Source organism: Variovorax sp. 10L426 (assembly GCF_056395305.1).
Map to the genome: position 1 here is coordinate 309514 of NZ_JBFTJF010000004.1, position 18397 is coordinate 327910.

The following is an 18397-nucleotide window of genomic DNA, read 5'->3' on the forward strand; positions in this document are numbered from 1 at the left end:
GCTATCCGTTGAAGCGCATCGCTTCGAACGGAATCGGTTGCGCGTTCCAACTGGTATTGCATCCCGAGCTCGCATACTCGAAATCAAATGCCACGTTCTGACTGGCGTCCAGGCCGACAAGGCGCGCATGCGTACCGTTGTCTGCGTCGGCATAGCTGATCAGCATCGCGTTGCCCTCGGGTGCCTGATAGGCACTGGAGCAGAAGCTGGAAAAGATGCTCTGGCCGTAGTCGAAGCGCCGTGCCTCGACCGCGCTGTGCTGGGTCGCATCGATCGAATAAGCCGACACGGCGCTGTAGGTTCGGGTCTCGCCGGACGGCGCTCCGGTGGGTTGATTGACCGAGCCCTCGCCGTCGTTGAACACTTGCAGCAATCCGTCATGGGTGATGGACACGGCGTGCTGTCCTATCGGATAGAGGCCGCCGGATGCAAGCGTCAGGCTCTTGGCAGCAAGCGACGGAAAGCTGTGCCAGTACTTCGTCGGGTCGCCCAGGATCCAGATCAAGCCGCCGCTGGTGTAGTCGATCTTCACGACAAAGTTTTCCCGACTGGAGATGATCAGCGTGTCGTCGCTCGGGTCATACGTTGCCGAATTCATGTGAAACCAGTCTGTGCCTGGCCGCACGAACGACGTCGGGTCGTCTCCCTGGCTCCGCATGAAGCCCGACAGGATGTTGGCCAAGTCCCATCGCATCAGCACGTTGCCGGTATCTCCGTCGAACTCGATCAGCGTGCTCTCGACGTCCGCCACTCCGTTGTGCGTGGCATCCGCCTCGGACAGCAGGCCGACCTTGCCTGGGTCGATGTTGTGATTGAAGTCGGTGAGATCGGACGCGTCGAGGGATGTCTCGTTCGTTGTGCCATCCAGTTCCAGGCGCTGGAGCCGAGTCGACGCGGCGTCGCCGATGACGAAGCGGTTGCCGACGAACAGCGATGTGAGCGAGATCATGTTCAGAGGCGCCACCCAGCGTATCTGGCCGTCGGTATCGAGCACCACTGGGCTGCCCAGACCGGACTTCATGTAGAAGTAGTCGAAGCCAAGCGAATCGTCAGCCGCGCGAGACTTCAGGATCGTCGGCCGGTCGTAGACGCCGTTCGGATCGGAGTAGGCGGGTGTGTCGATCTCGACGCGCAGCGCTTGCTCAACGCCGTCTGCCGGTTGAACGTCGATGTCGACCTCGTTCTGGTAGTTGGCATACAAGCCGAAGACCGGAACCGTGATGGTGTCGCCGCCGGTCGGGGCATACCCGCGCCGCTGCAGGTAGGCCATCGCATAGTTCACGTCGACGGGCTGTGACACGCTGCCCGGCTTGGGCTCGATGCGGTAGTGGACCATGGTCAAGGTTCCTGCGACGGGAAGATGCAGGTCCACGAACGCGATGAAGGGTGAAACCCCGGTGCGCACGGCGGCGACACTGGGCTGCGGCAAACCGGCCTCGACTGTCACGAAATTGTTGCCCCCACCACCACCGCCGCACCCGCCGAGCGCAAGTGCCGCCGCGGCGAACGGAATCAGCTTCGGACGCGAAGCGGTTATCAAGCGCGCAAGATGGGACACGATGCACCCTCCGCTACTTGTTGGTTCTTGTCAGGCGCGCCAATGATGCCGATGCATTTGTTAGCTGAAAATTAGCTCGCTGTCCGACGGGCACCTGCTGGCGCTGAGAAAATGGCGCTCTTGCGCCGTGGGAGTTCGACCGCCTCAGGCGAACGTAGAAAGCAAGAACCTTTTATGAATCAAGGAGTTATGTCGGCTTTGATCTCCGTGGCCCCGATGATGGATTGGACGGACCGCCACTGCCGTTTCTTCCATCGACTCCTCACGCGCCGCACGCTGCTCTACACAGAAATGGTGACGACCGGCGCGCTGATCCATGGTGACGTCCCGCGACACCTGCGCTTCAATGACGAAGAGCACCCTGCCGCGCTGCAACTCGGCGGCAGCGAGCCGGCCGATCTGGCCCATTGCGCGAAGCTGGGCGAGGAATGGGGTTACGACGAGATCAACATCAACTGCGGTTGCCCGAGCGAACGTGTACAGCGCGGCGCGTTCGGCGCTTGTCTGATGAACGAACCGGCGCTCGTGGCGGATTGCGTGAAGGCCATGGTGGATGTGGTCAATGTGCCCGTCACCGTCAAGCACCGTATCGGCATCGACAAGGTAGAAAGCTACGACTTCGTGCGCGACTTCGTTGGCAGGGTGAGCGAGGCAGGTTGCGAGACCTTCATCGTTCATGCGCGCAATGCCTGGCTCAAGGGCCTGTCGCCCAAGCAGAACCGCGAGGTGCCGCCGCTGCGCTATGAGCTGGTGCACCGCCTGAAGCACGACTTCCCGGCGCTGCGTTTCTCGATCAACGGCGGCTTCAACGACATCGCGCAAATGCAGGCGCACCTGCGGCTATTGGACGGCGTGATGGTCGGGCGCGAGGCTTATCACAACCCGTGGTGGCTGGCCGAGTGGGACGCGATCTTCTACGGCGAGCCGCCCTCGACGCTCACGCGCGAAGAGGTCGAGCTTCGGATGTGCGACTACATGGTGCGTGAGGCCGAGGCGCACGGCACGCCGTGGTCGAACATCGCGCGCCACATGCTCGGGCTGCGAAACGGCCTTCCGGGCGCCCGCCGCTGGCGGCAGGTCTGGAGCGACCATCGGCTCAAGACGCTGTCGCCCTACGAAGTGATGGCGCAGGCGCACGCACTGCAGCCGGACGGCGAGGAGCCCGCTCAGGCGCTGGCCGGCCTGCCTTCGTGAAAGCGCGTGAGGAAGGTGCGCGTCGCCGGCTGGGCCGGGTCGTCGATCACCTGGCGTGCCGGCCCGAATTCGACAATGACGCCGTCGCGCATGAACGCCACCTGATCGGCGACCTCCCGCGCAAAGGCCATTTCGTGGGTGACGAGCACCATGGTCATGCCTTCCTCGGCCAGCACCTTGATGACGCGCAACACCTCGCCGACCAGTTCGGGGTCGAGCGCGGACGTCACCTCGTCGAACAGCATCACCTGCGGCTCCATCGCCATCGCGCGTGCGATGGCGACGCGTTGCTTCTGCCCGCCTGACAGTTGGTCCGGCCACGCGTCAGCCTTGTCCTGGAGGCCGACCTTGCCAAGCAGCAGCCTTGCCTTGGCTTCGGCCTGCGCCTTGGGTTGCCTGAGCACGGTCACCGGTCCTTCCATGACATTGCCCAGCACGCTCATGTGCGGAAAGAGGTTGAAGTGCTGGAAGACCATCCCGGTGCGCGCGCGGAATGCGGCGAGCACCGCATCCTTGGGCAGGCGTGTCGCCGCGCCCTTGAACGCCATCGTCTGGTCGCCGACGCGCACCGTGCCTTCGTCGGGCGCGGCCAGCAGGTTCAGGCAGCGCAGGAGCGTCGATTTGCCTGAGCCCGAGGGCCCGATGAGCGCCACGACCTCGCCCTTGCCGACCGACAGTGACACGTCGCGCAGGACGCGGTTGTCGCCGAAGCTCTTGCCGAGATGGCTCACCTCGATCATGGGAGCATTCATGGAGGACGTGCGGGTCATGCTTGAGCAGTCTTCGAGAGGCGGGTTTCCGCACGCTTGACCAGGATCGTGGCCGGCAGCAGGACGATGAAATAAGCGAGCGCCACGACGGTGTAGGTCTCCAGCGGGCGATAGGTCTCGTGCGCGATGCTCTGGCCCTGGTAGAGCAGGTCGGGCAGCGCGAGCACCGAGAGCAAAGATGTGTTCTTGAGCTGCAGGATCGACTGATTGAGCAGCGGCGGCACCATGCGCCTGAAGGCCTGCGGCAGAACCACCCGGCGCATCACCTGGAAGCGGCGCATTCCGAGCGCGCGCGCGGCATCACTCTGCTCTGGATCGATTGAGATGATGCCGCCGCGAATGATCTCCGAGAAGAACGAACTGCCGTAGAGCGACAGCGCCAGAATGGCCGCGAGCGCGGCGGAAATCTGGATGCCCGTCAGCACAGGCAGCGCGTAGTAGAACCACACCAATTGCACCAGCACCGGCGTGCAGCGGAAGATTTCGACGTAGCCCCGCAGCGGCGCGCGCAGCCAGCCATGCCGCGACAGTCGGCCCATGGCGACCGCCAGCCCGATCAGCAGCCCGAGCAGCGTACAGATCACCGTGTAGGCGGCTGTATAGCCCAGGCCGATGAAGAGGAGCCGGCGAAAGCCCCAGAGAAATTCAAAGTCCCACTGGTACACGGCGGCCCTGGTGTCAGAAGCTGATTTCGGTTGGCACCTGATCGGGCTTCACGCCCGACAGTGTTTGCATGTTGGCCAGCACCACTTGCTTGACCTTGCCGCTCGCGCGCGTCTGGGCGATCCACTTGTTGACGTATTCGACCCACTGGCGGTCGGTTTCCTTGCGGAAGCCGAGGTTCGTCGTGGTTGCCTGCGTCGGCGTGGGCAGCACGATGTGGCCGATGGTCGGGTTCTTGCTCATGACCGTGAGCGCGAGCACCACCGCCAGCACTTGGCAGTCGGCGCGCCCGGTCTGCACCGCCAGCGTGGCGTCGGCGGCCTTTTCGAGCCGGATGATCTGCGCATTGGGCAGCGTCTTGGTCACCATCTGGTCGTGCGAGGAACCGATGTCCACTGCGACCTTCACGTCGGGCTTGTTCAGCTCTTCCCAGGTCTTGGGGTTGAAGTCCTTGCGCGCCACGAGCACGAAGGCGTTGTTGAAGAGCGGATCCGAAAAGTCGACCACCAGCGCGCGCTGGGGCGTCGGGTTGAGGCCGAAGAACACATCGATCTTGTTCGACTGGAGATCGAGCACCGAATTGCCCCACGTGGTCTCGTTGATGTCGAGCTTGGCGTTCAGGCTGCCTGCCAGGCTCTTCGCGAAGTCGATCATGAAGCCTTGCCATTCGCCCGTTGCCAGATCCTTGTGATAGTAAGGCGCCGCGCCGGCGACCGCGCCGATGCGCAGCACCTTCGTGCGGTGGATGCGCGCCCAGGCACTTTCGGTCTCCGCTTGCGCGAAGGCCTGGCTGGCCCAACTCGACGCGGCACCGGCTGCGGCGACGCTGGCAATGAATTGGCGACGGTTTGTCATCGGTTTGTTCTCCATCGGTTGAAAAAACGGGGTGCGCTGGGTCTACAAGGTCATGCCGCCGTCGACGTGCAGCACCTGTCCGGTGATGAACGCGGCTTCGGGGCTCAGCAAGAAGGCGATCGGCGCCGCGATGTCGTCGGGCGTGGCGAGCCGGCCAGCGGGSACGCGTGACARYGCCTGCTTCCATTGATCRGCGGTCAGGGCGCCGCTGTTCGGGCGRTCCTTTTGAACATAGCCCGGGGCKACSGCGTTGACGGTCACGCCGCGCGCGGCAACCTCGGCCGCGGCCGCTTTCACCAGCGCTTCGACGCCGGCCTTGGCCGCCGCGGTGGCGGGAAAACTGGAGGCGCCCAGTGTGAAACGATGCGCGACGAACGAACTGACGGCGACGAATCGCCCGTGCGAAGCCTGTTCGAGCAGCGGCAGGGATTTGCGCAGGAGGTGGGCGAGCGAAACGACCATGGTGCGCAGTGAGCGCTCGACGATCTCGTCGTCGAGTTGGGCCAGCGTGCGCCGGTCGGCGAAGCCCGCGTTGGCGACGACGCCGCGCAATCCGCCGAGCGCCTGTGCCGCGTCGAGCAGCGCATCGACCGTGCGTGCGTCGGCCATGTCGCCGGTCACCACCGTGCTGCGCACAGCGCCGCATTCGCGCGCCACTGCCGCTGCGGCTTCGCGCTGGCTGCCGGTGTGGATCACGAGATCGATCCCCTGTGCCGCCAGGCGCCTGCATGTCGCCGCGCCGATGCCCGAACCCGCGCCGGTCACGACCACACTACTCATTCACGATGCTTTCTCTTCGGATCGCCGGAGCGGCGCCGCTTGCGTTTATCGAAGCAAGTATTGTGCAAGCAAATGATGCTGCCGGGCCGCGTCACCGAGCGCGGCAGGCGCACTCAGTTCGCTGCTTCGAGTCCGTTGCTGAAGTGCTCTTGCATCCGGGCCATGGCGATGGCTGGATTGCGTCCCTTGAGCGCCGCCATGATGGCCCGATGCTCATTCAGCGATTCCGCGATGCGCCCGGACTTCAGCAGCGAGTTGTGCCGATTGAGCTTCATCACCTTGCGCAGGTCGGCCACCATCTGGTCGCGCCAGCGGTTGTCGGCGATGGCGAGCAGCCGCATGTGAAAGCGCTCGTTGACCGCGAAGAAGTTCTGGCGGTTCACGTTGCCCGGCGCGGCGGCCGCTTCGAGTTCGGCATGCAGCGCTTCGAGGTCGGCCAGTTCGGCGTTGGAGGCGCGTTCGGCGACCACGCCGGCGGCGTCGCTCTCCAGCAGGCTGAGCAGGTGATAGACGTCCGCCAGGTCCTTGTCGGAAACCTCGGTCACGTAGGCACCGCGCCGGACCTTCATGGTGACCAGCCCCTCGGCCGCCAGCACCTTGAGCGCCTCGCGCAGCGGCGTGCGGCTGATGCCGTATTCATCGGCCAGCTTCAATTCGTCGATCCAGCTACCGGGTTCGAGTTCGCGGTTGAAGATGCGTTGGCGAAGCAGTTCCGCCACTTCTTCGTAGAGCGCGCGAGGAGTGAGGGTGAGGGCAGACATGGGGGGAATGTACCGCAAGTCAGATTGTTTGAATTAATAATTACAGATAGGGTAAACTCCCGCACCGATCCGTGCCGCACCTGTGCGGACTTCCCCGAATTCGCACGACCTTTCAAAGCCTCGCCCATGAGCAAACTCGAACCTCAATTTTCCAACGCCACCCTCGAAGCCTGGGCCAAGGCCGCCGCCAAATCCGCTCCTGGCGGCGATGTCAATGCTTTGAACTGGATCACGCCGGACGGCATCGCCGTCAAGCCGCTCTACACGTCCGCCGACCTGCAGGGCCTGAAATACACCGACACGCTGCCGGGTTTCGAGCCCTATCTGCGCGGACCGCAAGCCACGATGTACGCGGTGCGTCCCTGGACCATCCGCCAGTATGCGGGCTTCTCGACGGCAGAAGAGTCGAACGCCTTCTATCGCAAGGCGCTGGCTGCCGGTGGCCAGGGCGTGAGCGTCGCGTTCGACCTCGCGACGCACCGCGGCTACGACAGCGATCACCCGCGCGTGACCGGGGACGTCGGCAAGGCCGGCGTGGCCATCGATTCGGTCGAGGACATGAAGATCCTCTTCGACCAGATTCCCCTCGACAAGGTCAGCGTCTCGATGACGATGAACGGCGCCGTGCTGCCGGTGCTCGCCGGCTACGTGGTGGCGGCGGAAGAGCAGGGCGTCTCGCAGGACAAGCTCAGCGGAACCATCCAGAACGACATCCTCAAGGAGTTCATGGTCCGCAACACCTACATCTTTCCGCCGCAGCCGTCGATGCGGATCATCGGCGACATCATCGAGTACACGGCCAGGAACATGCCGAAGTTCAACTCGATCTCGATCAGCGGCTATCACATGCAGGAAGCCGGTGCGAACCAGGCGCTGGAGTTGGCCTTCACGCTGGCGGACGGCAAGGAGTACGTCAAGACCGCGCTCGCCAAGGGCCTGGACGTCGACGACTTCGCGGGCCGGCTGAGCTTCTTCTGGGCCATCGGCATGAACTTCTACCTGGAAGTCGCCAAGATGCGCGCCGCCCGCCTGCTCTGGTGCCGGATCATGAAGGAGTTCAACCCCAAGAACCCCAAGAGCCTGATGCTGCGCACGCACTGCCAGACCTCGGGCTGGTCGCTGACCGAGCAGGACCCCTACAACAACGTGGTGCGCACCACCATCGAAGCCATGGCCGCGGTGTTCGGCGGCACGCAGAGCCTGCACACCAATGCGCTCGACGAAGCCATCGCGCTGCCCACCGAATTCAGCGCCCGCATCGCGCGCAACACGCAGCTCATCATCCAGGAAGAGACCCACATCACGAACGTGATCGACCCTTGGGCCGGCAGCTACATGATGGAAAAGCTCACGCAGGACATGGCCGATGCTGCCTGGACCATCATCGAAGAAGTCGAGGCAATGGGCGGCATGACCAAGGCGGTCGACAGCGGCTGGGCCAAGCTCAAGATCGAGGCCGCCGCCGCCGACAAGCAGGCGCGCATCGATTCGGGCAAGGATGTGATCGTGGGCGTCAACAAGTACAAGCTCAAGAACGAGGACACGCACGACATCCTGCAGATCGACAACGTCAAGGTGCGTGACGGTCAGATCGCCAAGCTCAATGCCATCCGCGAGAAGCGCGACAGCGCCGCCGTGCAGGCTGCGCTCGACGCGCTGACCGCGGCCGCCGAGAGCGGCGAGGGCAACCTGCTCGAACTGAGCATCAAGGCCGTGCGCCTGCGTGCCACCGTCGGCGAGATCAGCGATGCGCTCGAGAAGGTCTACGGCCGCCATCGCGCCGATACGCAGAAGGTGACGGGCGTCTACGCCGCTGCCTACGACTCCGCCGAAGGCTGGGAAGCACTCCAGAACGAGATCGCGGCCTTTGCCGAAGAGCAGGGCCGGCGTCCGCGCGTGATGATCTCCAAGGTGGGCCAGGACGGACACGATCGCGGCGCGAAGGTTGTTGCCACCGCGTTCGCCGACCTCGGCTTCGACGTCGACATGGGACCGCTGTTCCAGACGCCCGAAGAATGCGCGCGGCAGGCGATCGAGAACGATGTGCACGCGGTCGGCGTGAGCACGCTCGCCGCGGGTCACAAGACGCTGGTGCCGGCGATCATCGAGGAACTGAAGAAGCAGGGCGCTGACGACATCATCGTCTTCGTGGGTGGCGTGATCCCGCGCCAGGACTACGAGTTTCTCTACGACGCCGGCGTGAAGGGCATCTACGGCCCGGGCACCCCGATTCCTGCCAGCGCGAAAGACGTGCTCGAGCAAATTCGCGCGGCGGTTGCGGTCTGATGAGCCCCCACGCTCACTTCGTTCGCTGCCCCCCGAGGGGGCGCTCCGCGCCCTTCGGGCGGCCGGGCGGGCGCTGACATGCCGGTTCGAACACGGGTCACGGCCGAGTCGTTGGTGACGTCGGACGGTCCTTCGCAGCGGCGCGCGATTGCCAAGGCAATCACGCTGCTCGAATCGACCCGCGATGACCATCGCGCGCAGGCCGATGAACTTCTGACCGCGCTGCTGCCGCACACAGGCAAGTCCTTCCGGCTCGGCATCTCGGGCGTGCCCGGCGTGGGCAAGTCGACCTTCATCGAGACGCTGGGCCTGTTCCTGATCGAGCGCGGCCATCGCGTCGCGGTGCTCACGATCGATCCTTCATCCACCGTGTCCGGCGGCTCCATCCTGGGTGACAAGACGCGGATGGAAAAGCTCTCGGTGCACGAGCGCGCCTACATCCGCCCGAGCCCTTCGTCGGGCACGCTGGGTGGCGTCGCCGAGAAGACGCGCGAGGCGATGCTGGTGTGCGAGGCCGCCGGCTACGACATCGTGATCGTCGAGACAGTGGGCGTGGGCCAGAGCGAGACGGCGGTCTCGGGCATGACCGACATGTTCGTGCTGCTGCAGTTGCCGAACGCCGGTGACGACCTGCAGGCGATCAAGAAGGGCGTGATGGAGCTCGCTGACCTGGTCGTCATCAACAAGGCCGATATCGACAAGGACGCCGCAACGCGTGCGCAGGCGCAAATCACTTCGGCGCTGCGGCTCTTTGGCCACCACGGCAATCCGGCGCATGCGCACATCGTTCATGCGGCGCACGCCGAGCCGGGATCGCCGGAGTCGGAAGTTCGCCTCTGGTTGCCCAAGGTGATCCAGCTCAGTGCGCTGGCCGGAACGGGCATCGATGCCTTCTGGGATTCGGTGCTGCAGTTCAAGGCGCTGCAGACCGCCAATGGCAGGCTTTCGACGCGCCGCGAAAAGCAGGCGCTCGCATGGATGTGGGAGCGCATCGAAGCGGGCCTGAAGCATGCGTTTCGCCACCATCCAGGGGTGCGCGAACTGCTTCCACAGGCCGTGGCCCAGGTCGCGGCCGGGACGCTCCCTGCATCGACCGCCGCACGAAATCTTCTCGCCGCGCAAGCGGGGCAGGCGTAGCCTGCCGAACCCATACACCCAACAAGATCAACCTCCAATAGAACATCATGAAAGAAATACTCGAACACCTTGAAAAGCGCCGCGAACAGGCACGCTTCGGCGGCGGGCAGAAGCGCATCGATGCCCAGCATGCCAAGGGCAAGCTCACCGCGCGCGAACGCATCGAACTCCTGCTCGACGACAACACCTTCGAAGAATGGGACATGTTCGTCGAACACCGGTCGAGCGACTTCGGCATGGCCGACACCAAGATCCCGGGCGACGGCGTCGTCACCGGCTACGGCATGATCAACGGCCGCCTGGTCTTCGTCTTCAGCCAGGACTTCACCGTCTTCGGCGGCGCGCTCAGCGAAGCCCATGCCGAGAAGATCTGCAAGGTGATGGACCAGGCCATGAAGGTCGGCGCGCCGGTCATCGGCCTCAACGATTCGGGCGGCGCGCGCATCCAGGAAGGCGTGGCTTCGCTCGGCGGCTATGCCGAAGTGTTCCAGCGCAACGTGATGGCTTCCGGCGTCGTGCCGCAGATCAGCATGATCATGGGCCCTTGCGCCGGCGGTGCGGTGTATTCGCCGGCCATGACCGACTTCATCTTCATGGTGAAGGACAGCTCATACATGTTTGTCACCGGCCCCGAGGTGGTGAAGACGGTCACGCACGAAGACGTGACGGCCGAGGAACTGGGCGGCGCTTCCACGCATACCAGCAAGAGCGGAGTGGCCGACATGGCCTTCGAGAACGACATCGAGGCGCTGATGATGCTTCGCCGGCTCTACAACTACCTGCCGCTCAACAATCGCGAGAAGCCGCCGGTGCGCCCGAGCGGTGATCCGGCCGAGCGCGCCGACCTCTCGCTCGACACGCTGGTCCCCGACAACCCGAACAAGCCCTACGACATGAAGGAGCTGATTGCGAAGGTGGTCGACGACGGCGACTTCTTCGAGCTGCAGCCCGACTACGCGAAGAACATCGTGATCGGCTTCGCCCGCATGGAGGGGCAGAGCGTTGGTATCGTCGCCAACCAGCCCCTGGTGCTGGCGGGTTGCCTGGATATCAAGTCGTCGATCAAGGCGGCGCGCTTCGTGCGCTTCTGCGATGCGTTCAACATTCCGGTCGTGACCTTCGTCGATGTGCCCGGGTTCATGCCCGGCACCAGCCAGGAGTACGGCGGCATCATCAAGCACGGCGCCAAGCTGCTCTACGCCTACGCCGAGTGCACGGTGCCGAAGATCACCGTCATCACGCGCAAGGCCTACGGCGGTGCCTATGACGTGATGGCGTCGAAGCACTTGCGCGGCGACGTCAATCTCGCATGGCCGCGCGCAGAGATCGCGGTGATGGGCGCCAAGGGCGCGGTGGAAATCATCTTCCGCGAGGACAAGAATGACCCCGAGAAGCTCGCGGCGCGCGAGGCCGAATACAAGGCGCGCTTTGCCAATCCGTACGTCGCCAGCACGCGCGGCTATATCGACGATGTGATCCTGCCCAGCGAGACGCGCAAGCGCATCTGCCGCAGCCTCGTGATGCTTCGTGAGAAGAAACTCGACAACCCGTGGCGCAAGCACGGCAACATCCCCCTCTGAGTCCGGGAGAAAAGAACATGTTCAAGAAGATCCTGATCGCCAACCGCGGCGAAATCGCATGCCGCGTCATCAAGACGGCCAAGAAGATGGGCATCCTCACGGTTGCCGTCTATTCCGACGCCGACAAGGAAGCTCGCCACGTCGAACTGGCCGACGAAGCCGTGTACATCGGCGCATCGCCGAGCCGCGAGAGCTACCTGCAGGCCGACCGCATCATCGCGGCGTGCAAGCAGACCGGCGCCGAAGCGGTGCACCCCGGCTACGGCTTCCTCTCGGAGAACGAAGCCTTCGCCAAGAAGGTGGAGGACGAGGGCATCGCCTTCATCGGCCCCAAGCACTATTCGATCGCCGCCATGGGCGACAAGATCGCGTCGAAGAAGCTCGCAAACGAGGCCAAGGTCAACACCATTCCAGGCTGGAACGATGCCATCGACACGGCAGAGCGTGCCGTCGAGATCGCCAAGGACATCGGCTACCCGGTGATGATCAAGGCCTCGGCCGGGGGGGGCGGCAAGGGCCTGCGCGTGGCCTACAACGACAAGGACGCGTTCGAAGGCTTCACCTCGTGCCGCAACGAGGCGCGCAACAGCTTCGGCGACGACCGCGTGTTCATCGAGAAGTTTGTCGAAGAGCCGCGCCACATCGAGATCCAGGTTCTCGGCGATTCGCACGGCAACGTGATCTACCTGAACGAGCGCGAATGTTCCATCCAGCGCCGGCACCAGAAGGTGATCGAGGAAGCACCGTCGCCCTTCATCAGCGAAGCGACTCGCAAGGCCATGGGCGAGCAGGCCGTGGCGTTGGCCAAGGCAGTGAAGTACCAGAGCGCGGGAACGGTCGAGTTCGTGGTCGGCAAGGACCAGAGCTTCTATTTCCTGGAGATGAACACACGCCTGCAGGTGGAGCATCCGGTGACCGAAGCCATCACCGGTCTCGATCTGGTGGAACTGATGATCCGCGTCGCCGCCGGCGAGAAGCTGCCGCTGGCGCAAAAGGACGTGAAGCGCGAGGGCTGGGCCATCGAATGCCGCATCAATGCGGAAGACCCGTTCCGCAACTTCTTGCCGTCGACCGGCCGCCTCGTGCGCTTCCAGCCGCCGAAGGAGACCATGTTCTCCGCGGACACCGAGCATCTGTATGGCGTGCGAGTCGACACTGGCGTGTACGACGGCGGCGAGATCCCGATGTTCTACGACTCGATGATCGCCAAGCTGATCGTCCATGGGCGTGATCGCGCGCACGCCATCGCCCTGATGCGTGAGGCACTCAACGGATTCGTGATTCGGGGCATCAGCAGCAACATTCCTTTCCAGGCGGCGCTGCTGGCTCATCCGAAGTTCGTCGCGGGCGACTTCAACACGGGCTTCATCGCCGAGCACTACGGCAAGGGCTTTCATGCGGAGGACGTGCCGCATGACGATCCCGACTTTCTCGTGGCGCTCGCGGCCTACATGAACCGACGCTATCGTGCCCGTGCATCGGGCATCAGCGGCCAGCTCGAAGGCCACGGCGTCAAGGTCGGCGAGCAATTCGTGGTGGTCGTGCTCGACGACAACGGCCAGCACGTGCACAAGCCGGTGTCAGTCACCGACTTTCACGGGCAGACGGGGTCGAGCGCCGTTGCGGTGGGTGGCAACAGCTACAAAATCGACAGCAGGTCCGCCCTGGGCAGCGTCCGTGTCGAAGGGACGGTGAATGGTCGTGCCTTCACCGCTCAGGTCGAGCGCGGGGCCGGCAAGAATCCGCTTTCGCAGCGTGTCTCGCACAACGGCACGCAGATCGAGGCGATGGTTTTGTCGCCACTCGGCGCCCGGCTGTTGAAGCTCATGCCCTACAAGGCGCCGCCGGACCTGAGCAAGTTCCTCATGTCGCCGATGCCCGGCCTGCTGGTCGAGGTGGCGGTGCAGCCCGGTCAGCGCGTCCAGGCGGGCGAGAAGCTGGCGGTGATCGAAGCAATGAAGATGGAGAACGTGCTGTTCGCGACACAGGACGGCGTGGTCGGCAACATCGCGGCCGCCAAGGGCGAATCGTTGTCGGTCGATCAGGTGATCATGGAGTTCGCGTGATGAGCCGCCCATTCAAGGTGCTGGGCATCCAGCAGATCGCCATCGGCGGCGCCGACAAGACACGGCTGCAGAAGCTGTGGGTCGAGATGCTGGGCCTCGAAGTCACGGGCATGTTCAAGAGCGAGCGCGAGAACGTCGACGAAGACATCTGTGCGATCGGCAGCGGGCCGTTCAAGGTCGAGGTCGATCTCATGCAACCGCTGGACCCCGAGAAGAAGCCCGCGGTCCACGCGACGCCGCTGAATCATGTGGGCCTGTGGATCGATGATCTGCCCAAGGCGGTCGAATGGCTGGCTGCGCGGGGCGTTCGCTTTGCGCCGGGCGGCATCCGTGCGGGCGCATCTGGCTTCGACATCTGCTTCCTCCACCCCAAAGCCAACGACGAGTTCCCGATTTCGGGCGAGGGCGTCCTGATCGAACTCGTGCAGGCACCGCCCGAGGTCGTCAGCGCCTTCTCGGCCCTGGCCGCCCGCTGATATCGCGCTCCCTCGCGGCCGGCGCAGCCAGGCCCGTTGGTGAAACGCCGCGGAACCGGCTCTGCCGGGCCGCTGGTGCTGCCCCCGGCAGGGGGTGGGCGGCTACACGAAGTGAGCCAACCTGGGGGCGAGCCTACTTCCTGCGCCAGATCGCGAGCGTCCCGGCGAGCAGCCACAAACCCACGGCGCAGCCTCGATTGAGCGTGCGCAGGCTGCGCTGCGAAAGCCAGCGCACGGCCTGCGTTCCGGCCGTGGCGTAGCCCAGCATCACGCAGGTGTCGAGGCAGACGAAGATGGCGCCAAGCAAGAGGTATTGCGGTCCTTGTGCCTGGGTCGTGTCGACGAATTGGGGCAGAAAGGCGGCAAAGAACAACAGGGACTTCGGGTTGGACAGCGCCACCGCGAGGCTGCGCAGCATCGCGAGCCGGCCGCGCAGCGGTTTGGCCGCTGACGCTGCAAGTTCGTTCGCAATGTCGGGTGCCGGAGCGCGCCAGAGCTTGATGCCGAGCCAGACCAGGTAGGCGACGCCCCCGATACGGATCGCGTTGAAAAGCCACTCGGAAGCTGCAAGCAGCGAGCCCAGGCCCAGCGCGACGGTGGTGATCACGATGGTGCTGCCCAGCGAAGCGCCGGCGACGCCCCATCCCGCTGCGCGCATGCCGCCTCCGATGCCGTTGGACAGCGCAAGCAGCATGGTCGGACCGGGCGTGATCGCGAGCGCGATCGAGGCGAACGTGAAGAGGAGGAGAGTGTGGGTGTTCATGACTTCCCGCTGCCGGTTTTGGATGCGCTCGCCGCACGAGCGCGCGCCAGGGCTGCTTCGATGATGGCCCGTTTGCGGTCCGTTGGGGGCGTCGCGTCAGCCGTAGCCACCGGCGCCGACGCGGTGACGGGGGCCTGCTTGCTGCTCCGCAACTTATGCGCCTCATAGCGCTGGCGTGCGTGATCGGCCTGCTCTTGCGACCACGCGTGCCAACCGCTTCGGCCGGGCGTGGCTACCTCGAGTGAAATGCAATCGACCGGGCAGACTGGAATGCAGAGTTCGCATCCTGTGCAATGGACTTCGATCACCGTGTGCATGCGCTTGTGAATGCCGACGATCGCGTCTGTCGGACAAGCATCCAGGCACAGCGTGCAGCCTATGCACCATGCCTCGTCGATCACCGCCATTGCGCGGGGCCCCTCGACACCGAACCGTGGATCGATGCCCCGCGCCGGATGGCCCGTGAGTCGGGATAGCCGCGCAACGCCCTCGGCACCGCCAGGGGGACATTGGTCGATCCCTGCCTCGCCGTCTTCGATGGCCCGTGCGTAGCCCGCGCAATCTGGATAGCCGCAGCGCGTGCACTGCGTTTGCGGCAGCGCCTCGAGAAGGCGCACGGCCAGACCGCTCACGGCATCACGACGACTTGCGCTTCGCTGTGCGTGACCGGGGTGCGGGCGCAGTCTTGCGCGCCGCTGCCGATGTCGCGCGCTTTTTGGGCGCGGAGGGCTTGGTGACGGCATCTTCCTGGGCCAGCACCACGTGCGATGCGCGCGTCTGCGGCTCGTCGTGCGCCGCGATGAACGTCTTGACCTCGGGGTAGACCCGCTCTCGCCAACGGCGTCCGCTGAAGATGCCGTAGTGCCCGGCACCCTTGACTTCGAGATGCTTCTGCTCGTCGGCAGAAATCCCCGTACACAGATCGTGTGCTGCGCGGGTTTGGCCCGCACCCGAGATGTCGTCGAGTTCGCCCTCGACCGTCAACAGGCCCGTCGAATGGATGTCCTGCGGACGCACGGGCTCCCGCTCGCCTTCGAGGTTCTTCACCTCCCACGTGCCGTTGACAAGGTCAAAGTCCTGGAAGACGGTCCGGATGGTCTCGAGGTAGTAGTCCGCATCCATGTCGAGGACGGCGTTGTACTCGTCGTAGAAAGTGCGATGCGCATCGGCACTCGCGTCGTCACCCTTGATCAGGTTCTTGAAGTAGTCGTAGTGACTGCTCGCGTGGCGGTCGGGGTTCATCGCAACGAAGCCCGTGTGCTGCAGGAATCCTGGGTACACGCGACGCCCGGCGCCCGGAAAGCCGTCCGGCACGCGGTAGATCACGTTGTTCTCGAACCACTCGAAGCTCTTGTTCATCGCCAGGTTGTTCACGGCCGTCGGTGACTTGCGGGCGTCGATCGGGCCACCCATCATGGTCATCGACAGCGGTGCCCTTTCCCCGCGGCTCGTCATCAGGGACACCGCCGCAAGCACCGGCACCGTGGGCTGGCAAACGCTGATCACGTGGCAATTGCCGTACTCGGTCTGCAGATAGCGGATGAAGTCTTCGACGTAGTTGATGTAGTCGTCGAGGTGGAATTCGCCTTCGGACAGCGGCACCAGGCGCGCGTTGACCCAGTCGGTGATGTAGACCTTGTGGTCCTGCAACATGGTGCGCACGGTATCGCGCAGCAGCGTTGCGTAGTGGCCCGACAGCGGCGCCACGATCAGGACCACCGGCTGGCTCTTGAGGGTCTGGAGGATCTTCGGTTCGTCAGTGAAGCGCTTGAAGCGGCGCAAATGGCAAAAAGGCTTCTCGACTTCGATGCTCTCGTGGATCACGACGTCACGGCCCTCGACCTTGACCGTCTTGATTCCGAATTCCGGCTTTTCGTAATCCTTGCCCAATCGGTAGAGCAGGTCGTAACCGGCGGCCATCCGTTGAGCGATGGGTGTCTGGCCAAAGACGGCGCCTTGCCCATAGAGTTTGGAGGCGGCTTGCGCGAAGTCCGCGAACGGCTCCATCAGGGAGCGTTGCGCTTCATACAGTTGGTAGAGCATCGGGAGGCCCGGTTAGTTATTGCAGTGCAATATATCAGTTGCACCTTTCTGTAAATAGAGTGTGTGTTCAACTTGACAAGGGTGCGCGTGACATTCAGATCACTGCGTGCACCTATTTTTTGGCGGCGCAGTCGACCCTGTTCAGCCCGCGATGAGGGGGCGGCGCCACGAACGTGCGCCGCCGTTCAGGTTCAGAGGACCTTGGCGATGCTCTGGCAGACGTAGTCGATGTTCTTGCTGTTCAGCGCCGCCACGCACATGCGGCCGGTGTCGGTGCCGTAGACGCCGAATTCCTCGCGCAGGCGCACCATCTGGTCCTTGGTCAGCCCGGAGTAGCTGAACATGCCGATCTGCGAGGTGATGAAGCTCATGTCCTGCTTCACGCCGGCGGCCTTGAGCCCGTCGACCAACTTTTGGCGCATGGCCTTGATACGCACGCGCATCTCTGCGAGTTCGTTTTCCCAGACTGCACGTCGCGCAGGGTCGTTGAGCACCGCGGCCACCACCGCACCGCCGTGGATCGGCGGGTTGCTGTAGTTGGTGCGGATCGCGACCTTGAGCTGCGAGAGGACTCGGGCGGCTTCATCCTTGTTTTGGCACAGGACGGAGAGGGCGCCGACGCGCTCGCCGTACAGGCTGAAGCTTTTCGAAAAGGAGGTCGAAACGAAGAAAGTCAGACCCGCTTCCACGAACTTGCCGATCACGGCGCCGTCTTCTGCGATGCCATTGCCGAAGCCTTGGTAGGCCATGTCGAGAAAGGGCGTCAGGTTGCCGGCCTTGACCGCGGCGATGACCTGATCCCACTGTGCGGCAGTGATGTCGTAGCCGGTCGGGTTGTGGCAGCAGGCATGCAGGACAACGATGGTGCCGGATGGGGCCGCCTTCAGCGCAGCGAGCATGCCTTCGAAGTTGATGCCGCGCTTGGCGGCGTCGTAGTAGGGGTACGTTTCGACTTCGAATCCGGCGTTGGTGAACAGGGCGCGATGGTTTTCCCAACTCGGATCGCTGATCAGCACCTTGGCCTGGGGACTGAGCTTCTTGAGGAAGTCCGCGCCGACCTTGAGCCCGCCCGTGCCGCCGATGGCCTGGATGGTGGCGACGCGGCCGGATTTCACCGGTTCGCTGTCTGCGCCGAACACGAGACCCTTGACTGCGTTGTCGTAGGCGACGATGCCGTCGATCGGCAGATAGCCGCGCGCGCTGGGCGCCTTCATCATGTCTTCTTCCGCAGCCTGCACGCATTTCAGCAGGGGCAGCTTGCCGTTGTCGTCGTAGTACACGCCCACGCCGAGGTTGACTTTTTGCGGATTGCTGTCGGCGGCGTAGTGCTCGTTGAGGCCCAGGATCGGGTCGCGTGGCGCCATCTCGACGGCGGTGAACATAGACATGGGAGAAATCCTTTTGGGGGGTGGTCGATTCGCGTGAACCCCGGAGCTGCGTTACGCTTTCCGGTTCGCTTGAATTT

Annotated in this window: 16 protein-coding genes; 6 read left to right on the forward strand and 10 right to left on the reverse strand. The window is 64.1% G+C overall.

The annotated features are described in order from the left end of the window. Nucleotide 1: 1 nt before the first annotated feature. Nucleotides 2-1558 carry an aryl-sulfate sulfotransferase gene (locus AC1DHL_RS08155; protein WP_478161642.1) on the reverse strand — a complete coding sequence of 519 codons (1557 nt, stop codon included), beginning with the start codon at nt 1556-1558 and terminating at the stop codon, nt 2-4. A gap of 189 nt (nt 1559-1747) precedes the next feature. Between AC1DHL_RS08155 and dusA the strand changes: the two genes are divergently transcribed. Further along, nucleotides 1748-2752: a tRNA dihydrouridine(20/20a) synthase DusA gene (dusA, locus tag AC1DHL_RS08160; RefSeq protein ID WP_478161643.1), complete on the forward strand. Its 1005-nt coding sequence runs from the start codon at nt 1748-1750 to the stop codon at nt 2750-2752. Here dusA and AC1DHL_RS08165 read toward each other — a convergent pair. The 5 genes from AC1DHL_RS08165 to AC1DHL_RS08185 form a co-directional block, all read right to left on the reverse strand. Beyond that, complete coding sequence (locus AC1DHL_RS08165; protein WP_478161706.1) at nt 2725-3504, reverse strand: amino acid ABC transporter ATP-binding protein; 780 nt, start codon at nt 3502-3504, stop codon at nt 2725-2727. The two genes, dusA and AC1DHL_RS08165, sit on opposite strands and share 28 nt — an antisense overlap. A 14-nt stretch (nt 3505-3518) precedes the next feature. Then, nucleotides 3519-4187 carry an amino acid ABC transporter permease gene (locus AC1DHL_RS08170; protein WP_478161644.1) on the reverse strand — a complete coding sequence of 223 codons (669 nt, stop codon included), beginning with the start codon at nt 4185-4187 and terminating at the stop codon, nt 3519-3521. Nucleotides 4188-4200: 13 nt separating this feature from the next. After that, nucleotides 4201-5040, reverse strand: coding sequence for a transporter substrate-binding domain-containing protein (locus AC1DHL_RS08175; protein ID WP_478096931.1), 840 nt, complete (start codon nt 5038-5040; stop codon nt 4201-4203). A gap of 42 nt (nt 5041-5082) precedes the next feature. Beyond that, nucleotides 5083-5820: an SDR family NAD(P)-dependent oxidoreductase gene (locus AC1DHL_RS08180; protein WP_478161645.1), complete on the reverse strand. Its 738-nt coding sequence runs from the start codon at nt 5818-5820 to the stop codon at nt 5083-5085. Between the two features lie 113 nt (nt 5821-5933). After that, nucleotides 5934-6581, reverse strand: coding sequence for a GntR family transcriptional regulator (locus AC1DHL_RS08185; RefSeq protein WP_478161646.1), 648 nt, complete (start codon nt 6579-6581; stop codon nt 5934-5936). Nucleotides 6582-6707: 126 nt separating this feature from the next. On the opposite strand from AC1DHL_RS08185, the gene scpA reads away from it, so the two are divergent. From scpA to AC1DHL_RS08210, 5 genes are all read left to right on the forward strand, one after another. Further along, a complete protein-coding gene (gene scpA, locus AC1DHL_RS08190) occupies nt 6708-8867 on the forward strand; it encodes a methylmalonyl-CoA mutase (RefSeq protein WP_478161647.1) in 2160 nt (719 codons plus the stop codon). A 78-nt stretch (nt 8868-8945) separates the two neighbouring features. Continuing rightward, nucleotides 8946-10004: a methylmalonyl Co-A mutase-associated GTPase MeaB gene (meaB, locus tag AC1DHL_RS08195; protein WP_478161648.1), complete on the forward strand. Its 1059-nt coding sequence runs from the start codon at nt 8946-8948 to the stop codon at nt 10002-10004. 47 nt (nt 10005-10051) lie between these two features. After that, a complete protein-coding gene (locus AC1DHL_RS08200) occupies nt 10052-11584 on the forward strand; it encodes an acyl-CoA carboxylase subunit beta (protein ID WP_478161649.1) in 1533 nt (510 codons plus the stop codon). Nucleotides 11585-11601: 17 nt separating this feature from the next. Beyond that, nucleotides 11602-13650 carry an acetyl-CoA carboxylase biotin carboxylase subunit gene (locus tag AC1DHL_RS08205; RefSeq protein WP_478161650.1) on the forward strand — a complete coding sequence of 683 codons (2049 nt, stop codon included), beginning with the start codon at nt 11602-11604 and terminating at the stop codon, nt 13648-13650. Next, entirely contained in the window at nt 13650-14126 is a 477-nt protein-coding gene (locus AC1DHL_RS08210; protein ID WP_478161651.1) for a VOC family protein, read from the forward strand. Before AC1DHL_RS08205 ends, AC1DHL_RS08210 begins: the two co-directional genes overlap by 1 nt. A gap of 133 nt (nt 14127-14259) precedes the next feature. Here AC1DHL_RS08210 and AC1DHL_RS08215 read toward each other — a convergent pair whose 3' ends face one another. The 4 genes from AC1DHL_RS08215 to AC1DHL_RS08230 all read right to left on the reverse strand — a co-directional run bounded on the left by AC1DHL_RS08215 (nt 14260) and on the right by AC1DHL_RS08230 (nt 18320). Beyond that, nucleotides 14260-14889 carry a LysE family translocator gene (locus AC1DHL_RS08215; protein ID WP_478161652.1) on the reverse strand — a complete coding sequence of 210 codons (630 nt, stop codon included), beginning with the start codon at nt 14887-14889 and terminating at the stop codon, nt 14260-14262. Continuing rightward, the gene (locus tag AC1DHL_RS08220; protein ID WP_478161653.1) at nt 14886-15521 is read right to left on the reverse strand and encodes an RnfABCDGE type electron transport complex subunit B; all 636 of its coding nucleotides are present in this window, start codon (nt 15519-15521) and stop codon (nt 14886-14888) included. The genes AC1DHL_RS08215 and AC1DHL_RS08220 overlap by 4 nt, the downstream gene beginning before the upstream one ends. Nucleotides 15522-15525: 4 nt before the next feature. Beyond that, nucleotides 15526-16932 carry a polyhydroxyalkanoate depolymerase gene (locus AC1DHL_RS08225; protein ID WP_478161654.1) on the reverse strand — a complete coding sequence of 469 codons (1407 nt, stop codon included), beginning with the start codon at nt 16930-16932 and terminating at the stop codon, nt 15526-15528. 191 nt (nt 16933-17123) lie between these two features. Then, on the reverse strand, nt 17124-18320 hold the full coding sequence (locus AC1DHL_RS08230; protein ID WP_478161655.1) for an amino acid aminotransferase: 1197 nt from the start codon (nt 18318-18320) through the stop codon (nt 17124-17126). Nucleotides 18321-18397 lie beyond the last annotated feature (77 nt).

Coding starts and splice junctions, on each gene's coding strand:
- dusA (WP_478161643.1), top strand. CDS start 1,748: ATGTCGGCTTTGATCTCCGTGGCCCCGATGATGGATTGGACGGACCGC.
- AC1DHL_RS08165 (WP_478161706.1), bottom strand. CDS start 3,504: ATGAATGCTCCCATGATCGAGGTGAGCCATCTCGGCAAGAGCTTCGGC.
- AC1DHL_RS08175 (WP_478096931.1), bottom strand. CDS start 5,040: ATGACAAACCGTCGCCAATTCATTGCCAGCGTCGCCGCAGCCGGTGCC.
- AC1DHL_RS08185 (WP_478161646.1), bottom strand. CDS start 6,581: ATGTCTGCCCTCACCCTCACTCCTCGCGCGCTCTACGAAGAAGTGGCG.
- scpA (WP_478161647.1), top strand. CDS start 6,708: ATGAGCAAACTCGAACCTCAATTTTCCAACGCCACCCTCGAAGCCTGG.
- meaB (WP_478161648.1), top strand. CDS start 8,946: ATGCCGGTTCGAACACGGGTCACGGCCGAGTCGTTGGTGACGTCGGAC.
- AC1DHL_RS08200 (WP_478161649.1), top strand. CDS start 10,052: ATGAAAGAAATACTCGAACACCTTGAAAAGCGCCGCGAACAGGCACGC.
- AC1DHL_RS08205 (WP_478161650.1), top strand. CDS start 11,602: ATGTTCAAGAAGATCCTGATCGCCAACCGCGGCGAAATCGCATGCCGC.
- AC1DHL_RS08210 (WP_478161651.1), top strand. CDS start 13,650: ATGAGCCGCCCATTCAAGGTGCTGGGCATCCAGCAGATCGCCATCGGC.
- AC1DHL_RS08215 (WP_478161652.1), bottom strand. CDS start 14,889: ATGAACACCCACACTCTCCTCCTCTTCACGTTCGCCTCGATCGCGCTC.
- AC1DHL_RS08225 (WP_478161654.1), bottom strand. CDS start 16,932: ATGCTCTACCAACTGTATGAAGCGCAACGCTCCCTGATGGAGCCGTTC.
- AC1DHL_RS08230 (WP_478161655.1), bottom strand. CDS start 18,320: ATGTCTATGTTCACCGCCGTCGAGATGGCGCCACGCGACCCGATCCTG.